The organism is Alicyclobacillus herbarius DSM 13609 (assembly GCF_000430585.1).
GTDB classification, from domain to species: Bacteria; Bacillota; Bacilli; order Alicyclobacillales; family Alicyclobacillaceae; genus Alicyclobacillus_G; species Alicyclobacillus_G herbarius.
Map to the genome: position 1 here is coordinate 275,746 of NZ_AUMH01000001.1, position 17,362 is coordinate 293,107.

A 17,362-nucleotide genomic window follows, 5' to 3' on the forward strand; every position below is an offset into this window, starting at 1 on the left:
CTGGTAGTTGGTTGGCCGGGGAAACGACGTGCCGAAAATGGGTTTTTGCGAACAATGAGGAAGCGATGCACACCTTGGGTCCGGGCGACTTGCTGCTCAGCTTGCTCGATGAGGCATACGGGGCAAAAGTCGTCATCCGCGGCACCGAGGTTTCTTTTATTGGTGAGGAAGCTGAGGTGGAGGAAATGGTCGATATCGTGCGTACCATTTCCAGACTCACAGAGCTTGGTGCACAGTTGTCCGAAGGTGATTATCGTTACGCAATCGAACTGGCGCAAAACGGTGAGCTGAAGGAATTGGTCCACCTATTCACCTCGGAGGTCACAATCACGCACCGCGGCAAGGTCGTGCGCGCCAAGACGGTCGGACAGCGTCGCTACGTGGAAGCCATCCAGAAGTACGATATCGTGTTTGGCATTGGTCCGGCCGGCACAGGCAAAACGTATCTGGCCGTCGCGATGGGAGTGAACGCGCTCAAACGCGGGGACGTTAAGCGCATCATCCTGACCCGCCCGGCGGTGGAGGCGGGGGAGCGGCTTGGCTTTTTGCCGGGAGACTTGCAGGAAAAGGTCGATCCGTACCTGCGTCCGTTGTACGATAGTCTGTATGATGTGTATGGAGCCGAACAGGTGGCGCGGGCGATGGAGCGGGGGACCATCGAAGTGGCTCCGTTGGCCTACATGCGCGGCCGAACATTGGACGATTCCTTCGTTATCTTGGACGAGGCCCAGAATACCACGCCGGAACAGATGAAGATGTTCTTGACACGACTGGGATTCGGTTCGAAGATGGTGATTACAGGCGATGTGACGCAGGTTGACCTGCCCAGCGGACGCCTGTCCGGGCTCATCGAAGCCTCACGCATCTTAAAGTCCATCCCGGAGATTGCGTTTCATTATTTTTCCGGTCATGACGTGGTGCGCCACCACTTGGTCCAGAAGATTATCGACGCCTATGAACGGATGGATCCGCTCGAAAACGACAACGTGTGAATCAAGCTGCACACGGGGGGCGCATTTTGGCTCTCCCTGAAGGCACGAGAAGGGTCGAGGGGTTGCACGGATGATGTTTCGTAGATGGGGTCAGGCCATACGCCGGTACCTCGAAGACGATACGTTCCGTTCTCACAGGCGGATTCGTATCGGGATATACATACTTCTGGGCGTGGTTTTGTATCTGGTTCTCTTGGATAGCATCCTGCCCGTACGCTATCAGTTCTCGGTTGGTGACATCAGCCCGGTCACGATTCGGGCGCCCATCACCGCGGTCGATACACAGGCCACCGAGGCGGCGCGAAAAGCCGCCATGGACAAGGTTCCGAAACAGTACGAAATGTCGTCGCAAGTGGAGACCAATGCGCTGGCCGCGGTGGACAAGTTGTTGACGACGGCAGCGCAAACGGTGGCCAACAAGTCCATGACCAAAGAGGAGAAGCTGCAGACGGTTGAGAAGGCGGCACCGGCCAAGGTCTCGGCTGCCACGCTCAAGACCCTGATTGGCATGACGCCGCGGCAAATCCACGACACTCAAACCGTATCCGATAGCATCGTCAAAGACCTTTTGGGCGCTCCTTTTAACCAACAGTCTGCTCAGCAGGCCCGGCTTTTGGTCGATAGCAGGCTGCTCAACTACGATTTGGACCGGACGTCGCGGGCGGTCGTCCAGGACATCGTCGTCAGCGTCCTCAAACCGAATATGGTCTATCAACGCGAGAAGACAGAGCAGGCGCGGGAGGCCGCAGCAAACTCCGTATCGGATATTCTCATCCATCAAGGAGATGTCATTGTCTCTAAAAACGGAGTGGTTACCGCTGGCGTCCTGAGTAAACTGCGCGACGTCGGTCTCTATAGTACCCGTCCGAACTACGGCATGGTGTTTGGCTTCGCGCTTATGATTGCTATCGCGGTTGGACTGCTCGCAGTCTACATCGAACACCGCTCACCGCGCCGCCGCTTGGATAACCTGATGCTCCTGGTCACGAGCCTGATTATCGTCTTAATGGCCATCTTAATCGCCGTGACGAAGGCGATCATCAACGCGGGTGGACCGGCTTCCACGCCGTATCTGACCCCGATTTCGCTCGGGGCGATGTTGCTCGCGGTCCTTGTGGATTCCTCCCTGGCCGTGGTCGGCAGCTTCTACGTATCGCTCTTGTTCGGTGCCGCCTTGGGGTTTGACTACTGGTATACGTTTTTAGGGATTGTCTGTTCCTTGGTCGGCGCTTATGGCGTCGCCAAGGTGACGTCGCGCGGCACGTTTATGCGGGCCGGGTTCTTAGTTGCCGGCATCGGGGTGCTCGCGGTCAGTACCCGCCACCTGTTGCAGACCGACCATTCGCTCAGCTGGCAGACGTTTCTGCTGCACGTCGGTCTAATGGCGCTCAATGGCGTCATCAGCGCCATCCTGACCATGGGTGTCCTGCCTTTCTTTGAGAGTGCGTTCGGGTTGCTGACGGCGATTCACCTGTTGGAGTTATCCAATCCGAATAATCCGTTGCTGAAGAAAGTACTTATGGAGGCGCCGGGCACGTATCACCACAGTCTCATCGTCGGGAACCTGGCCGAAGCTGCGGCCGAAATTGTCGGGGCCGATCCGCTCATCTGCCGAGTGGGTGCGTACTATCATGACGTGGGCAAGACACGTCGCCCTTTATTTTTTGTGGAAAACCAGATGAACGGCGAAAACCCGCACGACAAGATTGCACCGAGTCTCAGTCACTTAATCATCACCTCGCATGTGACGGACGGACTGGCGATGTTGGAGGAGGCCGGCCTGCCAAAGCCGATTCGCGACATTTGCGCCACTCACCACGGGACGACAATTTTGTGGTACTTCTACAACAAAGCGCGGGAGCAAGACAAAAACGGAACAGTCAAGGTGGACGACTTTCGCTATCCTGGGCCCAAGCCGAAAACTCGTGAGTGCGCGATTGTCATGATCTGTGACGCCGTCGAGGCGGCTGTGCGCAGCATGGCAAAACCCACGCCCAATCGCGTGGAGGGCGTCATCCGAAAGATCATTCGAGATCGGCTGCAGGACGGACAACTGGATGAGTGCGATTTGACTCTACAGGATTTAGATGCGATGGTGGGGGCGTTTATGAAAACCTTAAAGGGGATCTATCACTCCCGCATTGAATATCCCGATCCAGACAAAATCCGCAAGGAGGTGGCGAAGGGATGAGTGACCACCGGCTCATTGTGGATTTGGATATACGGGTGAACATGGACGAGGCGCCGGATGTGGATGAGGCGTTTGTCGCGCGCGTGCTGGAGGCAGCCGCAACACGCCTGGATGTATCCGGCGAGGTCTCGGTTTCGCTGGTAGACGACGCCGAGATCCACGAGTTGAACCACACGTATCGCGGCATTGACCGGCCGACCGACGTGTTATCGTTTTCGCTTAGTGAAGGCGAGGAGATGCCCCTGCCTCCAGGGGAGCCCGTGCCGTTCGGGGATATAGTCATCAGCATGCCGACGGCTGTACGCCAAGCGGCGGAGTATGGGCACACTGTATATCGGGAAGTCGCGTTTTTGCTCGTGCACGGGTTCCTGCATCTGAATGGTTATGACCATCAGGATGAGGCGAGTGAACGACAAATGTTCACCATCCAGGAAGAAGTGCTGGCGGATTTGGGGCTGACCAGGGATGCCACGCACTAGTCCAGAAACTCAGGACGCCCGCGGGGGCAGACGTGGGCGCGGACGGCGCCCCATGCCGCTGAGGCGTTCCTTTGCGTGCGCGTTCTCGGGGATCCTGGCCGGCATTCGCAGTGAACGGAACCTGCGCTTACACATCCTGGCTGCGAGCGTCGTCCTGGTGGCCGAATTGATTGTCCGGCCTTCTCTTATCCAGGCGGGCGTGTTATTGCTGTGCATGGCCTTGGTTCTCGCGGCGGAACTCATGAATACAGCCGTCGAATGCATCTGCGACCGGATCGCCGAGGGGGCGTTTCATCCCTTGGTGCGGATGGCCAAAGACTGCGCCGCAGGGGCCGTCTTGATTTTGGCCGTGGCGAGCGTGGCCGTAGCGGTGCTCATGGCCGTGAACTTATACCCATGGCACTGGCGCCTGTTCAGTCATCAATTTGCTGCGGCGGCCGTCCTCAATGCCGTGGTCCTCGTGGCGCTGTGGACGACTGCTGCACTGGCTTGGTTGCGCAAGGAGGACTAACCCATGAATGAGGAGAAGCGCTCGTTTCGCTCCGGATTCGCCGCCTTAATCGGTCGGCCGAACGTCGGCAAGTCGACCCTGCTTAACGCTTTGGTTGGGCAGAAGGTGGCCATCATGTCCAATCGCCCGCAGACCACCCGCAACCGTATCCGCGGGATTTTGACTACCGACCACGCGCAGGCGGTATTCATTGATACGCCAGGGATTCACAAGCCCCGTCACCGGCTCGGTGAGTACATGGTGGAAGCAGCGGTGGCGACCTTGCGCGAGGTTGACCTGATTCTCCTAGTCTGCGACGCGACCACGCCAAACCACCCAGGGGATGAGCATGTTATCGATTTGCTCAAAGGGGTGCATACCCCGGTATTTCTCGTGATTAACAAGGTGGATGCAGTGGCCAAACCGGCGGTTCTGGAGATGATGGCCGAATACAAAGACCGTTTTGCGTTTGCCGAAATCGTCCCCATCTCGGCCCGAGAAGGGACACAGGTGGACACCCTGCGCGAGTTGATTACGGAACGACTTCCGGAAGGGCCAAAGTACTACCCGGACGAGATGGTCACGGATAATCCGGAACGATTCATCATGGCCGAATTGATTCGGGAAAAGGTGCTGCGGTTAACCCGTGAAGAAGTTCCGCACTCGGTTATGGTGGACGTTGAACACCTGGAACGCCGAGAAAATGGGGTCTTATACAGCTATGCCGTGATTTACTGCGAGCGGGACAGTCAAAAAGGGATTCTCATCGGCAAACACGGGCAGATGCTGCGCGAGGTGGGTGCCTTGGCGCGTCGAGAAATGGAGAGCCTGTTTGGAACTCGGGTCTTTCTCGAGTTGCGTGTCAAAGTGCGCAAAGATTGGCGGAACGAGCCGAGCCTCTTGCACCGGTGGGGATTTGACCAACAGTAGTTCACGCCAATGCCACGCCGTCCCGCAAACCCTTGCGGCGTCTGTATTCCTGCCAAATTCCTCCCTGTATAGGGGGCTGCGTGGGCGGGATGCTACAGATGTCTACGTTATAGGTTGTTCTGTCTACGTTATAGGTTGTTCGGCCTTTCCGGACGCGAATTTCTGTACCACGCAACACGTCACAAGGGGATGATTGCGTGCGGGACTTTTCATGGCGTTACTTTACAATGACCGGAGACATTGAGGCGTATCTACTGTTCAAGGCAGAGCAGGAGTTAGCTGACGAGGAGCAAACTGAGACCGAGGCGGAGAACAGTGGGCCGGAAACCTATGCGATTCAGTCTTCCTAGGTGGTTTTAACGGCGGAATCGAGGTACCGAGATTGATTTTCAATACGGAAGCAACGGTTGTGCGCAGTCTTGCTTATGGGGAAAACCATGTCATTGTCACCCTGCTGACTCCGTCCGGAAAAATGGGGGTCATGGCCAAGGGCGCCAAGAAGCCTCAGAGCCGGTTCGCCACGGCTGTGCAGCTTGGCGTACAAGGGGTGTATTCTATCCGGCGCGGCCATGGGATGGGCACTTTGCTGCAGGCCGAGGTGACCGACTCCCGCCGAAAGCTTCGTGAGCAGCTGGAATTGGCGGCGTATGCCGCCTATTTTGCCGAGCTGGCCGAACGGGTGGCCGAGCAGACCCCTGTCGGGAGCGAAGCTTTCTATCGGTTGGTGGAAGGAGCGTTCGATCGACTCGCCGCCCACCCGGACGAGGCGAGCTTGACCTCGCTCGTCTGGGAGGCAAAGCTTCTCCGTTGGCTCGGCGCCAGTCCATCCTGGTTGACCTGTGTCCGCTGTGGTCACGACGTCGTCCATCCCGGGCGGACCTCCGGGCACGATGACGTCCCTCCAGGACGTATTGCCTATGACGGAGCTGAGGGCGGTTTACTATGCCCCATTTGCTCCGCGCAGGAAGACCCACAACGCCTGTTCTGGCTCTCCCCCGCACTGGCACGTGTACTTGAACAGTTTTCTACGGTGCCGTGGCCACGCATCGGCCGCATCCAGTTGTCCGCAGATTCCCAGCAGCGGTTGCGCGCTGTGCTGCGTCATCAGCTCACCGAATATGCCGGTCTGTCTATGAAGTCTGCCCGTTTTCTCGACAGCCTGAATTTGTAGCGCGGCTCGAATTCGCGAAAAATGCTATTATATAAGGTATCGTTCTGACTTGCCTATGCCAGAGGGTTAGGCGGGAGGGTGAGGACCATCGAGTTAACCAAACGACAACAAACGATTCTCGATATCGTCAAGCGGCACGGTCCCATCACAGGTGAACGGATTGCGGAGATGTTGTCGCTAACCCGGGCCACACTGCGGCCAGACCTCTCGATTCTGACGATGGCTGGGTATCTGGACGCTCGCCCGCGCGTAGGGTATTTTTACAGCGGCAAGAAAAATGCAGATCTGTTTGGAGATGCCCTGCGTAAGTTGAAAGTCAAAGACTACAAATCGGTCCCTACGGTCATTGAGGAAACGGAATCCGTCTACAACGCCATCGTGACGATGTTCATGGAGGACGTGGGAACGTTAATCGTGGTGCGTGACAGGCAACCGGTTGGCGTCATTTCGCGGAAGGACTTGCTCAAAGTGGCCATTGGCGGCGGAGACATTCACGATGTCCCGGTGAATGTGGCGATGACCCGCTGGGCGCACGTGGTTACGGCTCACCCGGAGGAGTCCCTGTACGAGGCGGCGCTGCGCATGGTTCAGAACGAAGTGGATTCGTTGCCCGTGGTGCGGGAAAAGGAGAGAGAGCCGGGTCAGGCTGAGGCTGCAGATCCAGAGCTCGAGCTCATCGGAAGGGTTTCCAAGACCACCATCGCGCGCGCCTTCGTGGAGCTGGGGGCATACCATGAAGTTTGAGTGGCGAATGGAGGACAAGAGGTGGATCTGGTGACGCTGCCAATCATTTATGTTGTTTCCGACTCCGTCGGTGAGACGGCCGAGTTTGTCGCTCGGGCTGCTGCGAGTCAGTTTGACGGCGGAAATTTTGAACTGCGGCGGGTGTCGCACGTGGATAGTGCTGCGGTCATTGACGAGGTCGTACAAAGCGCGTACGAAGAGCAGGCTATCATCGCCTTCACGCTGGTGCTTCCGGGATTGCGCGAACGACTGTTGCAGAGGGCGAACGAACTTGGTGTGCACGCCGTGGATATCATGGGCCCGATGATGGACGCGTTCGAGCAGGTTATCGGTCAGCCCCCGCGGCGCAAACCGGGGTTAGTGCATCAACTGGACGAGGACTATTTCCGCCGTGTCGAGGCGGTGGAGTTTGCCGTGAAGTACGATGACGGGCGCGATCCGCGCGGACTCGAACGGGCGGACATTGTCCTGATTGGCGTCTCGCGGACCTCGAAGACCCCGCTCAGCATGTATTTGGCACACCGGCGCATGCGGGTGGCCAACGTCCCATTGGTACCGGAAGTCAATCCTCCCGAGGAACTGTTTCAAATTCGAGATAAAGGCAAGGTTGTGGGGCTCACGATTCGCGCGGATAAGTTAAACGCGATTCGACGGGAACGCCTGCGCTCGCTCGGCCTGACACCGACCGCGAACTACGCCAGCCACGAGCGGATTGAGATGGAGCTTGCTTACGCCGAACAGATCATGCGGCGGTTGGGGTGCTTTGTCATTGACGTCAGTGACAAAGCGGTGGAAGAGACCGCGGGTATCATTCTCGAATATATTCACAAGCGGGAAAAGCACTCGCGCACATAAGCTCGGTATCGGCGCCATATGTTGAAATGGACGGGTACATGGAGCGCAGCACGAAGGATAAATTGCCCAGTGCCCGTCGATAATAGACAATGTTTGTGACAAAAGTCCGAAACGCCATACGACAGTCCTGACTAGAATGAGTCACTACAACGGGGTGTCAAGGCTGTCGACATGTTGCGCCACGTTTCGCAAAGGATTTTTGTTTGTAGGGAGGAAAAATCGGGGTTCCTGTAGAATACCTGATTTGTAAGCAGGATACGAACGGATGGCGGTCTCCCACTTCCGCGTGCCACGGATGTTGAGGGGCGGGAGGGTGATGAGATGTCTCGCATTCCAGATTCGTTCGTCGAGGAAATCAGGCGGCGGGTGGATATCGTGGACGTTATCTCGGAGCACGTCCAGCTGCGTCGCTCGGGTCGCTCCTTTGTCGGGCTTTGCCCTTTCCACAACGAGCGAACACCCTCGTTCTCAGTATCGCCCGACCGTCAGTTGTATCACTGCTTTGGTTGCGGTGCGGGTGGAACCGTAATCCGATTCGTGATGGATATGGAGGGTCTGGACTTCCAAGAGGCGGTTGTCGCCTTAGCGCGCCGGGCCAATCTGCCATTACCTTTTGAACCCGATTCCTCCGAAACGGTTTCATCCCAAAAGAACCGACGGGAGGCGATGTATCAGGCTCATGATTTGGCGGCGAAACTGTACAACTACATTTTAATGAATACGTCTGCCGGTGTGCAAGCCCTAAGCTATCTGGAAGGCCGGAAAATTTCGCGGAAAAGCGCGATGGACTTTCGGCTCGGGTTTGCGCCCGCTGACGGAAAAACCTTGTATTCGTTTTTGCGGCGCAGGGGGTTCACAGACCGTCTCCTGGTGGATGCAGGTTTGGTGGTGGAGCTGGGGGGACGCATGGTCGACCGGTTTCGCGACCGGTTGATGATTCCCATCCAAGACGGACAGGGGCGCGTGGTCGCGTTCGGAGGACGTGTTTTGTCTCCAGACGGCAAGCCAAAGTACCTGAATTCGCCGGAGACCGAAATCTTCCACAAGGGGCGCCTCCTCTTCAACCTGTATGCGGCCCGACGAGCCATTCGCCAAACGGATCGAGCCGTGCTGATGGAAGGGAACTTGGATGTCGTCTCCGCGTGGCAGGCCGGTGTCGAGAATGCGGTGGCCAGTCTCGGCACGTCGTTTACGCTAGAGCAAGCCGGTCGGCTGAAACGGATGACCAATCGGCTAGTCATCGCCTATGATGGCGATTCGGCAGGCACATCGGCGGCCGTGCGGGCGATGGAAATCGCCGAAGAGGCCGGGTTGGAAGTGCGGATTGCCGTCTTCCCCAAAGGGGTCGATCCGGACGAGTTCATTCGTCAGGAAGGTCCGTCCGCATTTCGTCAGTTAATCTTTCATCAAGCCATGTCGGCGGTCGAATTTCTCATCTCGCGTCTGCGGGCCGAGGCGGACCTCAGTCAGGTGGCTGGGCGTACCGATTTTTTGCACAAAGCCCTGCAGGTGTTGTGGGAGCGGGCGTCCCCCATCGAGCGGGACACTCATCTGCGCAGTCTGGCGCAGGAGTTTCATGTTTCGCGCGAGGCGTTAGAAGAGGAATTGGCATCCATCGGCAAGCGTCTTCGGCCTAAACGGCGCCATGCCCCGGCAGCTAAGGTCCACGAGCAAACCCCTCGTAGATCACTGGAGCCTGGGTACGTATTGGCTGGACGCAGGCTCTTGCAGGCTGCGCTGACGGATGACAAGGCGCGCCAGTTGCTTATGGATGAAGGTGTGGATGAATTGGCCACTCCCGAGCAAACGGCTTTATTGGCGTTTATTTATGCATTTTTTGCGACCCACAGCTCGGGGGATGTTCAATCTTTTTTAGATTCCTTGGACGATCCGGACCTCATCCGCTTTGCGAGTTCCTTGCTGGTGGAAGACATTCCTGAGATGGACGCGTCGGAGATGATGGGGTATCTGCGCACGGTTCGATTGAACACGCTCGAGGCGGCATGGCGGCAAGCCCTGATTGACAGCGGGTACGCGCAAGTGCGCGGGGACGCGATACAGGCACAGACGTTGCGACAGAAAGCGGAGACGCTGCAGCAGGAGATCCAACGATTGAAACGGCCCCTTCTCGGCTGATGCGAGCGAGGGGGGAAGGAGGCGGGGAGTCGATGAAGAAAGAGATACAGAGAGAAACACGCGACAATAGCCGCGAGTACACCCTTCAGGATGCAAAGGCCCAGCTGATGGAGTTGGGGAAGAAAAAAGGCTTCTTGACATACGCCGAGATCACGAAGCGTTTGACCGGATTGGAGCAGCAAGACCCGGATCAGCTGGACGATTTGTTTGATCAACTGTCGGAGATGGGCATCGAGGTCCGTGGAGACCACGATGTTGATGAGGACGAGGAAGAGCAGGACGACTTCCACTTGGAGGGTCACGACGACGCGGAACCGGACACCGATGCAGAAGACGGTGAACACATTGACTTAAATGACTTGACGATGCCCCCCGGGGTCAAGATCAGTGACCCGGTGCGGATGTATCTCAAGGAGATTGGTCGGGTGCCGTTGTTGTCGGCCCAGGAAGAAATTGAGCTGGCGAAGCGGATTGAGGAAGGCGACGAAGAGGCAAAGCGCCGGTTGACGGAGGCCAACCTACGCTTGGTCGTCAGCATCGCGAAGCGCTACGTAGGCCGCGGGATGCTGTTTTTGGACCTGATTCAGGAAGGAAATCTGGGGCTCATCAAGGCTGTCGAGAAGTTTGATTACCGCAAAGGGTATAAGTTCAGCACCTACGCCACGTGGTGGATTCGCCAAGCCATTACGCGGGCGATTGCGGACCAGGCGCGGACCATCCGGATTCCGGTGCATATGGTCGAGACCATCAATAAGCTCATCCGGGTGTCGCGTCAGCTCCTGCAGGAGTTGGGGCGCGAACCGACCGCAGAGGAAATCGCGGCGGAGATGGACATGAGCCCGGACAAGGTCCGGGAAATCCAGAAGATTGCCCAGGAACCGGTGTCGCTGGAGACCCCTATCGGCGAAGAGGACGACTCGCACCTGGGCGACTTCATTCCGGACGACGAAGCTCTGGCGCCGGCGGATGCGGCCGCGTATGAGCTGCTCAAGGAACAGCTGGAGGACGTGCTGGACACGTTGACCGAGCGGGAGGAAAACGTCCTACGCCTGCGCTTTGGTCTGGATGACGGCCGGACGCGCACCTTAGAGGAAGTCGGCAAGGTATTTGGGGTGACGCGGGAGCGGATTCGCCAAATTGAGGCCAAGGCTTTACGCAAGCTGCGCCATCCCAGCCGCAGCAAGCGTCTCAAGGACTTCCTCGAGTAAAGTGCGGCTCGTGTACGGCAGACACGCGAGCGTGTCGGTTTAAACTTAACCATCCATACAAATTCCATGCGGTTTAAGCTTGTGCCCCGCCCTGTCGTTTGGCGGGGCGTATTTTTCACCACGTTTTGCAAGCGCTTTCTTGGCTGTTTTATAATATTTTCTGAAAGTGTTCAGTGACACGCTGCGGTTGCAGCGGTGAGGAGAGGATGACCGCGTGGATTTCGATTTGACTCGAGAACAGCGGATGATTCGCGACATGGTGCGGGACTTTGCCGCGGCAGAAATCGCTCCACACGCAGCTGAATGGGATCAGACCGAGCACTTCCCAGTTGAAGTCTTTCACAAGATGGGGCAGCTGGGTCTCTTGGGCATCCCGTTTCCCGAGGCCTACGGGGGTTCCGGTGGCGACCTTATCTCCTACTGCCTGGCGGTGGAGGAGATTGGTTACGCTTGCGGTGGCACGGGTCTCAGCTACGAAGCGCATGTGTCGCTGGCCTGCATGCCGATTTATCTATACGGAACCGAGCAGCAGAAGCAGCAGTATCTCAAGCCGTTGGCCAGCGGCCAAGCGATTGGGGCGTTCGGCCTGACCGAACCTGGGGCCGGATCGGACGCGGGCGGGACGCGAACGACCGCCAGGCGCGAGGGCGATGAGTGGGTCATCAACGGCAACAAGATTTTCATCACCAACGGGGGCGTTGCCCAGATTGTCGTGGTTACCGCCCTGACCAATCCGGACGATCGCGGTATCAGTGCGTTCATCGTATCCACCGACACGCCCGGGTTTCGGGTGGGCAAACCGTACGAAAAGCTGGGCATGCGCGCCTCCAACACGGCCGAACTCATTTTTGAGGACGTACGTATCCCGGCAGACAACCTGCTCGGACCCCTTAATGCCGGATTTCGCCAGTTCCTGTCCACGTTGGATGGAGGACGGGTGGCGATTGCAGCATTAGCTGTGGGCATTGCGAGGTCTGCCTTTGACACCGCCCTTGCGTATGCCAAACAGCGCGTTCAGTTTGGTCAGTCGATTTCTAAGTTTCAAGCCATCCAACATAAGCTGGCCGACATGGCGATGCAGATTGAACTCGCTAAGAACGCCGTCTTGAAAGCGGCCTGGCTGCATGACCAGGGCCGGCCGTTTTCGCTCCAGGCTGCGTACGCCAAACTGTTTGCGTCGGAGATGTGTACGCGCACGTGTGACCAGGCCGTACAGATTCTCGGTGGCAACGGGTACATGCGCGAGTATCCGGTCGAGCGGCATTACCGAGACGCCAAGCTGATTGAAATCGGTGAAGGGACCTCGGAGGTGCAGCGCCTGGTTATCGCTCGCCATCTGGGGTGTTAAGTGCCGTTTTCCTGAAGCCGGTAGTCTATTCGCCCCACAATCGCCGTACATTGATGTAGGCTCGGGCACGGTATATCCATATCCGTGGCGTGTCCAAGTTCGCGGAATAGCCAAGCCCGTGGAATACCGAAGTCCGCGGCCGAACAGGAACAGGGGGCGGTTGCCGTGCACTGGGCGGTTTGGGCAGGTATGGGTGTGCTTTCTAGCGGGCTCTGCCTCGCGCTCGGATGCATCGCGGCGGCGGACAGCATCCGCCGGCGGGGCCGCCGGTTCCGCCCGCAACCGGCCGATGTTGCCATCATCCTCGGCGCCTATACGCACGGCTACCGTCCCAGCCCGACCTTGCGCGCGCGGCTGCGTGCAGGGCTGCACCTATACCGGTGCGGCTATGTCGAGCGGTTCATCGTCACAGGCGGGCGCGGGGAAGATGAATCGGTGGCCGAGGCCAGTTCGATGAAGTGGTTTTTGATCGTCAACGGGGTATCCCCGGAGGCTATCGTCGAGGAACGGCTGTCTGCCGATACCTGGGAAAACCTCCGCAACAGCCGCCATGTTATGGACAGGCTGGGCCTGAAAACCGCCATCATCGTCACCAGTGACTATCATCTGCCACGCGCGTTTGCGGTAGCCCGCCACCTGGGCATGGACGTGTCGGGTTTCGCCGCCTGGTCCCCGCGACGGGAGCTACGCTACGCTGTACGGGAAGTGTTTGCCTGGGTGAAGTACTGGCGTGATGGCCAACTCTCCCTGTTACGGGTATCCTAGAAGAGGTTGTTCAGAAAGGGGGCAGAACCTCCACTTTCGGGACACGCACTAAACGTACCCGTACGAAAGGGGACATGCCGCGATTGTCGATTGAACTCTCCCCACGCTTACAGCAGGTCGCCGATTGGGTACCCCGACAGGCCCACCTGGCAGACGTCGGAACGGACCACGCCCTGTTGCCTATCTACCTGATGCAGGCGGATCGGATTGTGAAGGCGGTGGCGAGCGATGTCCGCGCCGGTCCGGTGCAGCGCGCCCGGCGAAATGTCGCGAGACATGGACTCGAAGACCGGATTGCGGTCCGTCAAGGCTATGGGCTTTCCATCGTACAACCTGGCGAGGTGGATACGATTACCCTGGCTGGGCTCGGGGGTCAGTTGGCGACCGAAATTCTTGAGCACGATTTTGCCGTGGTCGAACGGGTCACTTCCGTCATCACCCAGCCGATGGGCGGGGTATGGCTCGTCCGACGCTTTTTTTATGAGCGTCAGTGGCAAATTGAGCGTGAGACCGTCGTATCGGACAGCGGTTATACCTACATGGTGATCGAATTTCGCCCCGGTACCGGTTTAGACCCAGCCTACGCCCCCTTTACCGGCCAGGAGATTGCGCTCACTGCGGCGTTTGAATTCGGCCCTCATCTATTGCTTCATCCAAACGCCGCGTGGTACGACTATGTCCAGGATAAGCTGACGCGTTGGCAGCGTGCCGCCACAGGCATGGCCACCAGCTCGCGCCAGGAAGTCGGAGAGCGCCGGGCTCAGATGATGGACGCTTGCCGGTGGCTGGCGAACTGGTTACAGCAGCTTGAGAAAGGAGCGGGTGCACCGTGAGTTCTGTACATACTGCGGCGGATGTGGTGCGTGTTTTGGAGGCCTGGGCGCCGCCGCGTCTGGCCATGCCGGGCGATCCGGTTGGGCTCCAACTGGGGCGTTTGGACAAGCCGGTTGAAACCGTCTGGCTTGCCCTGGATACATCGCTTCCGGTCGTGCAGGAGGCGGTGGCCGCCGGTGCGGACATGCTAGTAACCCATCACGAGCTGTTTTATCGACCGCTGCCGAAGCTTGACACGACAACCATCAAGGGCCGGACCATTGCCGAGGCCCTAGCCCACGACCTGACCATTTACGCAGCACACACCAATCTGGATGTGGCGGAGGGCGGTGTGAACGACGTATTGGCGGCGAAGTTGGGATTGACGGACGTCGATATCCTGGACCGGCTACAAGATGACCGGCTGCGGAAATTGGTCGTTTTCGTCCCGGAGAGCCATCACGAACAGGTGCTTCAGGCTGTCTGTGCCGCTGGTGCCGGGCATATCGGCCGGTACAGCCACTGCACATTCAACACGCCAGGCGAAGGAACCTTCCTGCCCTTGCCGGGCACACAGCCATTTCTCGGGCAAGTGGGGCAGCTGGAGCGAGCCGCCGAGGTGAGGTTAGAGACGGTGGTTCCGGAGTCGCGCCTAGAAGCGGTGGTGCGCGCGATGCTAGCGGCGCATCCGTACGAGGAGGTTGCCTATGACGTCTATCCGCTTGAGATTATGGGCAAGGCGTATGGGATTGGCCGCATCGGCAACTTGGAGAAACCTTTGCCCCTACAAGAGTTTGCGGCGCAGGTGCGCGACGCGTTGGGGCTTAGTCACATTCGGTTTGGCGGGGAACCCGACAAGCGCGTGCAACGTGTCGCTGTGCTGGGCGGATCGGGCGGAAAATGGGCCGCTGCGGCCCTCGCTAAGGGAGCGGATGTGTTCGTGACGTCGGATTGTGATCACCATACGGTGGCCGACGCGTGGCTGGACGGGCTGGCCATCATTGATGCCACGCACGCGGCGCTTGAGCGTCCCGTGCTTGAAGCGATGCGTCAGCAGCTCACGGACAGACTGCCTGGCCTGTCTGTCCGCATCTCAGAGGTCCGGGAGGACCCGTTTACCTGGTTGTAGGACAGGGCATGCTACAACTGCGCGCCAGCGCGAGCCGCTCCCACAACCGAGAAGAACCAGGTGATGATATGGATACGGTCACGATTCCCGTTCACGGCATGCGCATGCAGGAAGTTACGCGCGCTCTCAAACAAATCGAGGGCGTCCGCGGTGTGGACATCGACTTGTCCGAAAACCTTGCCGTGGTCACCTACGATGAGGACTTGACGGATGCGGCCACCTTACGGCACGCTGTGCAGGAAACCATTGGCTGAGTAGAATCTAAGGTTAATGCGCGTTAATTGCACGGAAATGATGTTTTTGGGGCATTCGCGTCTAAAGTGGTGTTGCTGACTGGCAAAGCGGAGAAAAATACCGCTTGAGCCGCGCAGAGGACTACGTTATACTAGAATGTGCTGCATTGAGGCCGGAGGAAGTAAGCTGGGCAACCGCCGGTGCAGTGCCGAAAGGCCGCACGGGAGGAAAGTCCGAGCTCCGTAGGGCAGGGTGCCGGATAACGTCCGGCGGGAGCAATCCTAGGGATAGTGCCACAGAAATGGAGACCGCCGATGGCCGTGTCCGTCCTTGGACGGCGCGTGCACAGGCAAGGATGCAACGGTGCGGTAAGAGCGCACCAGCAGCCTGGAGACAGGCTGGCTAGGTAAACCCCACCCGGAGCAAGACCGGATAGGAGCGCATATGCGGTGGCCCGTCGCGCGCTCGGGTAGGTCGCTGGAGCCATCTGGCAACAGATGGCCTAGATAGATGGTTGCCGCTCTAGTGCGAGGCGCGTGGCTTGCGAGAAAGGTTCATTGAACCTGCAGGCGGGCGTGGCGCCGTTTGCAGCACCGGAGAACAGAACTCGGCTTACAGGCTTGCTTTCTCTGGCTATACATACCTTTTAGGATGACCGCATCATTTTTGGCATGAATCCCAAGATGGTGCGGTTTTTCATTGTAAGTATCCCTTATGGGGTATGACTTTGGAGTCTGCTACTGCATATTCCGAACGTACCCAAGTCAGAACTACTTTGGAAAAGTTATAACTAGAGGTACTTACTCTTTTCCGCGCCGTTATTGGGATTTGGAGAGTTTCCCCCCTAAGGAAAGACAGAAATCCAGTTACACACCTCCTTGACATCATCGTATCCGAAATTACAGGTTCCCCTCTCAGTCGCATTATAAATAAGTCAAAGGCCTCCAGCGTTAACTAAATTCCTAAGACCATTAGGTCTTCATCGAAGCCATTGTCCGTCCGATTTTAATGCCTTATGTTCCGTACCATAGTCTTTAAGTCCTATAGACCCCTAAATAGATGTTTTTATATTTTGGGCAATGCTTTGACATGCTTGTCCAGTGCCTTTGCAAACCGTTGCATTGCGTCAATCATCTGAAGCTGAATCTCTTGGCGATTCTCGGTGTTTTTCCAGCCCCCGCTATTAATGAAATACCGTAGTTGTGAAGTGACGCGATCATCTCCACGATCCCATGTCAACGGTTGTCCAAACTCGATTTCAATTTGCTCCCGATGTTCATAAAGGGCGTCAAAAATCTGTTTGTTTTTATCCCGATTTCCCGTGTTTATATCAAGCCCAATTCCGACTTGTCCTTCTTTCCAAACAAGATAAACGTAAGTTAATCCTGTCCGACCCGCACCAGCACCAAGCCACGTCTCTGTCGTCGGTGAGTTTTTTGAATGAAGTGACACTCCTTTTTGCTTAATGAGAGCTATGAGATCTTCCCATATACTTGCCCCAGAGTCAACCCAGACAGAAGGGATGGGTTAAGATGAAGTAGAGGTGTTCGTGATGCCGGAACGTAAGTGGACAGTGGACGAAAAGATGAACATCGTGCTCGAGGGCATGATGCCCGGTGCGAACATCAGCGAGGTTTGTCGGCGGCATGGCGTAGCCCAGAGTCTGTATTACAGGTGGCGTGAAGCGTTCCTGGCTGGCGGACGGGCTGGACTTCAGTCCGGACCCTCTACGAGGGAGCAGGAGCTGGAGAAGGAGTTGCAGGAGGCTCGGGCTAAGATCGGTGAACTTACGATGCAGGTGGATGTGTTACGAAAAAAATCGAATTGGGGCCGGAAGTAAATAGCCGTTCTTTGGTCTGTCAGCTCGCCAAAGAAGG

General features: G+C 57.5%; 18 protein-coding genes and 1 other RNA gene. 18 read left to right on the forward strand and 1 reads right to left on the reverse strand.

Features of this window, described 5'->3' with window-relative positions; all coding sequences use genetic code 11:
• Positions 1-65: 65 nt before the first annotated feature.
• From H522_RS0101355 to rnpB, 17 genes are all read left to right on the forward strand, one after another.
• Entirely contained in the window at positions 66-992 is a 927-nt protein-coding gene (locus tag H522_RS0101355) for a PhoH family protein (RefSeq protein ID WP_081411765.1), read from the forward strand.
• A 70-nt stretch (positions 993-1,062) separates the two neighbouring features.
• A complete protein-coding gene (locus H522_RS0101360; RefSeq protein ID WP_026960930.1) occupies positions 1,063-3,183 on the forward strand; it encodes an HD family phosphohydrolase in 2,121 nt (706 codons plus the stop codon).
• Entirely contained in the window at positions 3,180-3,662 is a 483-nt protein-coding gene (gene ybeY / locus H522_RS0101365) for an rRNA maturation RNase YbeY (RefSeq protein WP_155836105.1), read from the forward strand. Before H522_RS0101360 ends, ybeY begins: the two co-directional genes overlap by 4 nt.
• 52 nt (positions 3,663-3,714) lie before the next feature.
• Positions 3,715-4,173: a diacylglycerol kinase family protein gene (locus H522_RS16860; protein ID WP_051343611.1), complete on the forward strand. Its 459-nt coding sequence runs from the start codon at positions 3,715-3,717 to the stop codon at positions 4,171-4,173.
• A 3-nt stretch (positions 4,174-4,176) separates the two neighbouring features.
• On the forward strand, positions 4,177-5,082 hold the full coding sequence (gene era, locus H522_RS0101375) for a GTPase Era (protein ID WP_026960932.1): 906 nt from the start codon (positions 4,177-4,179) through the stop codon (positions 5,080-5,082).
• Between the two features lie 197 nt (positions 5,083-5,279).
• Positions 5,280-5,432 (forward strand): YqzL family protein, encoded by a 153-nt coding sequence (locus H522_RS20840; RefSeq protein ID WP_081411756.1) that lies wholly within the window; start codon positions 5,280-5,282, stop codon positions 5,430-5,432.
• 32 nt (positions 5,433-5,464) lie between these two features.
• On the forward strand, positions 5,465-6,253 hold the full coding sequence (gene recO / locus H522_RS20225; protein WP_051343613.1) for a DNA repair protein RecO: 789 nt from the start codon (positions 5,465-5,467) through the stop codon (positions 6,251-6,253).
• Positions 6,254-6,331: 78 nt separating this feature from the next.
• Positions 6,332-6,997, forward strand: coding sequence for a transcriptional regulator CcpN (gene ccpN, locus H522_RS0101390; RefSeq protein WP_211230626.1), 666 nt, complete (start codon positions 6,332-6,334; stop codon positions 6,995-6,997).
• Positions 6,998-7,024: 27 nt separating this feature from the next.
• Entirely contained in the window at positions 7,025-7,852 is an 828-nt protein-coding gene (locus H522_RS16870) for a pyruvate, water dikinase regulatory protein (RefSeq protein WP_155836111.1), read from the forward strand.
• Positions 7,853-8,173: 321 nt separating this feature from the next.
• The gene (gene dnaG, locus H522_RS16875) at positions 8,174-9,988 is read left to right on the forward strand and encodes a DNA primase (protein ID WP_035451984.1); all 1,815 of its coding nucleotides are present in this window, start codon (positions 8,174-8,176) and stop codon (positions 9,986-9,988) included.
• A 32-nt stretch (positions 9,989-10,020) separates the two neighbouring features.
• The gene (gene rpoD / locus H522_RS0101405; RefSeq protein ID WP_051343615.1) at positions 10,021-11,196 is read left to right on the forward strand and encodes an RNA polymerase sigma factor RpoD; all 1,176 of its coding nucleotides are present in this window, start codon (positions 10,021-10,023) and stop codon (positions 11,194-11,196) included.
• Between the two features lie 214 nt (positions 11,197-11,410).
• Positions 11,411-12,544 (forward strand): acyl-CoA dehydrogenase family protein, encoded by a 1,134-nt coding sequence (locus H522_RS0101410; protein WP_026960935.1) that lies wholly within the window; start codon positions 11,411-11,413, stop codon positions 12,542-12,544.
• 165 nt (positions 12,545-12,709) lie between these two features.
• A complete protein-coding gene (locus H522_RS0101415; protein ID WP_026960936.1) occupies positions 12,710-13,309 on the forward strand; it encodes a YdcF family protein in 600 nt (199 codons plus the stop codon).
• 83 nt (positions 13,310-13,392) lie between these two features.
• Positions 13,393-14,142 carry a tRNA (adenine(22)-N(1))-methyltransferase gene (locus tag H522_RS20230; protein WP_051343617.1) on the forward strand — a complete coding sequence of 250 codons (750 nt, stop codon included), beginning with the start codon at positions 13,393-13,395 and terminating at the stop codon, positions 14,140-14,142.
• Positions 14,139-15,251 (forward strand): Nif3-like dinuclear metal center hexameric protein, encoded by a 1,113-nt coding sequence (locus H522_RS0101425; protein ID WP_026960937.1) that lies wholly within the window; start codon positions 14,139-14,141, stop codon positions 15,249-15,251. The genes H522_RS20230 and H522_RS0101425 overlap by 4 nt, the downstream gene beginning before the upstream one ends.
• An 8-nt stretch (positions 15,252-15,259) precedes the next feature.
• On the forward strand, positions 15,260-15,505 hold the full coding sequence (locus tag H522_RS16885; protein WP_035451986.1) for a heavy-metal-associated domain-containing protein: 246 nt from the start codon (positions 15,260-15,262) through the stop codon (positions 15,503-15,505).
• 158 nt (positions 15,506-15,663) lie between these two features.
• Positions 15,664-16,116: RNase P RNA component class A (rnpB, locus tag H522_RS20235), an RNA gene on the forward strand.
• A 434-nt stretch (positions 16,117-16,550) separates the two neighbouring features.
• Here the strand turns inward: rnpB and H522_RS16890 are convergent.
• Positions 16,551-17,009 carry a DUF4268 domain-containing protein gene (locus H522_RS16890; RefSeq protein WP_081411759.1) on the reverse strand — a complete coding sequence of 153 codons (459 nt, stop codon included), beginning with the start codon at positions 17,007-17,009 and terminating at the stop codon, positions 16,551-16,553.
• A 28-nt stretch (positions 17,010-17,037) separates the two neighbouring features.
• On the opposite strand from H522_RS16890, the gene H522_RS0101440 reads away from it, so the two are divergent.
• Entirely contained in the window at positions 17,038-17,325 is a 288-nt protein-coding gene (locus H522_RS0101440; protein ID WP_026960938.1) for a transposase, read from the forward strand.
• Positions 17,326-17,362: the final 37 nt, after the last annotated feature.

What these genes read in the sequence shown, in the direction of transcription:
- H522_RS0101355 (WP_081411765.1), top strand. Translation starts at nt 66, where the DNA reads ATGCACACCTTGGGTCCGGGCGACTTGCTGCTCAGCTTGCTCGATGAG.
- H522_RS0101360 (WP_026960930.1), top strand. Translation starts at nt 1,063, where the DNA reads ATGATGTTTCGTAGATGGGGTCAGGCCATACGCCGGTACCTCGAAGAC.
- ybeY (WP_155836105.1), top strand. Translation starts at nt 3,180, where the DNA reads ATGAGTGACCACCGGCTCATTGTGGATTTGGATATACGGGTGAACATG.
- H522_RS16860 (WP_051343611.1), top strand. Translation starts at nt 3,715, where the DNA reads ATGCCGCTGAGGCGTTCCTTTGCGTGCGCGTTCTCGGGGATCCTGGCC.
- era (WP_026960932.1), top strand. Translation starts at nt 4,177, where the DNA reads ATGAATGAGGAGAAGCGCTCGTTTCGCTCCGGATTCGCCGCCTTAATC.
- dnaG (WP_035451984.1), top strand. Translation starts at nt 8,174, where the DNA reads ATGTCTCGCATTCCAGATTCGTTCGTCGAGGAAATCAGGCGGCGGGTG.
- rpoD (WP_051343615.1), top strand. Translation starts at nt 10,021, where the DNA reads ATGAAGAAAGAGATACAGAGAGAAACACGCGACAATAGCCGCGAGTAC.
- H522_RS16885 (WP_035451986.1), top strand. Translation starts at nt 15,260, where the DNA reads ATGCTACAACTGCGCGCCAGCGCGAGCCGCTCCCACAACCGAGAAGAA.
- H522_RS0101440 (WP_026960938.1), top strand. Translation starts at nt 17,038, where the DNA reads ATGCCGGAACGTAAGTGGACAGTGGACGAAAAGATGAACATCGTGCTC.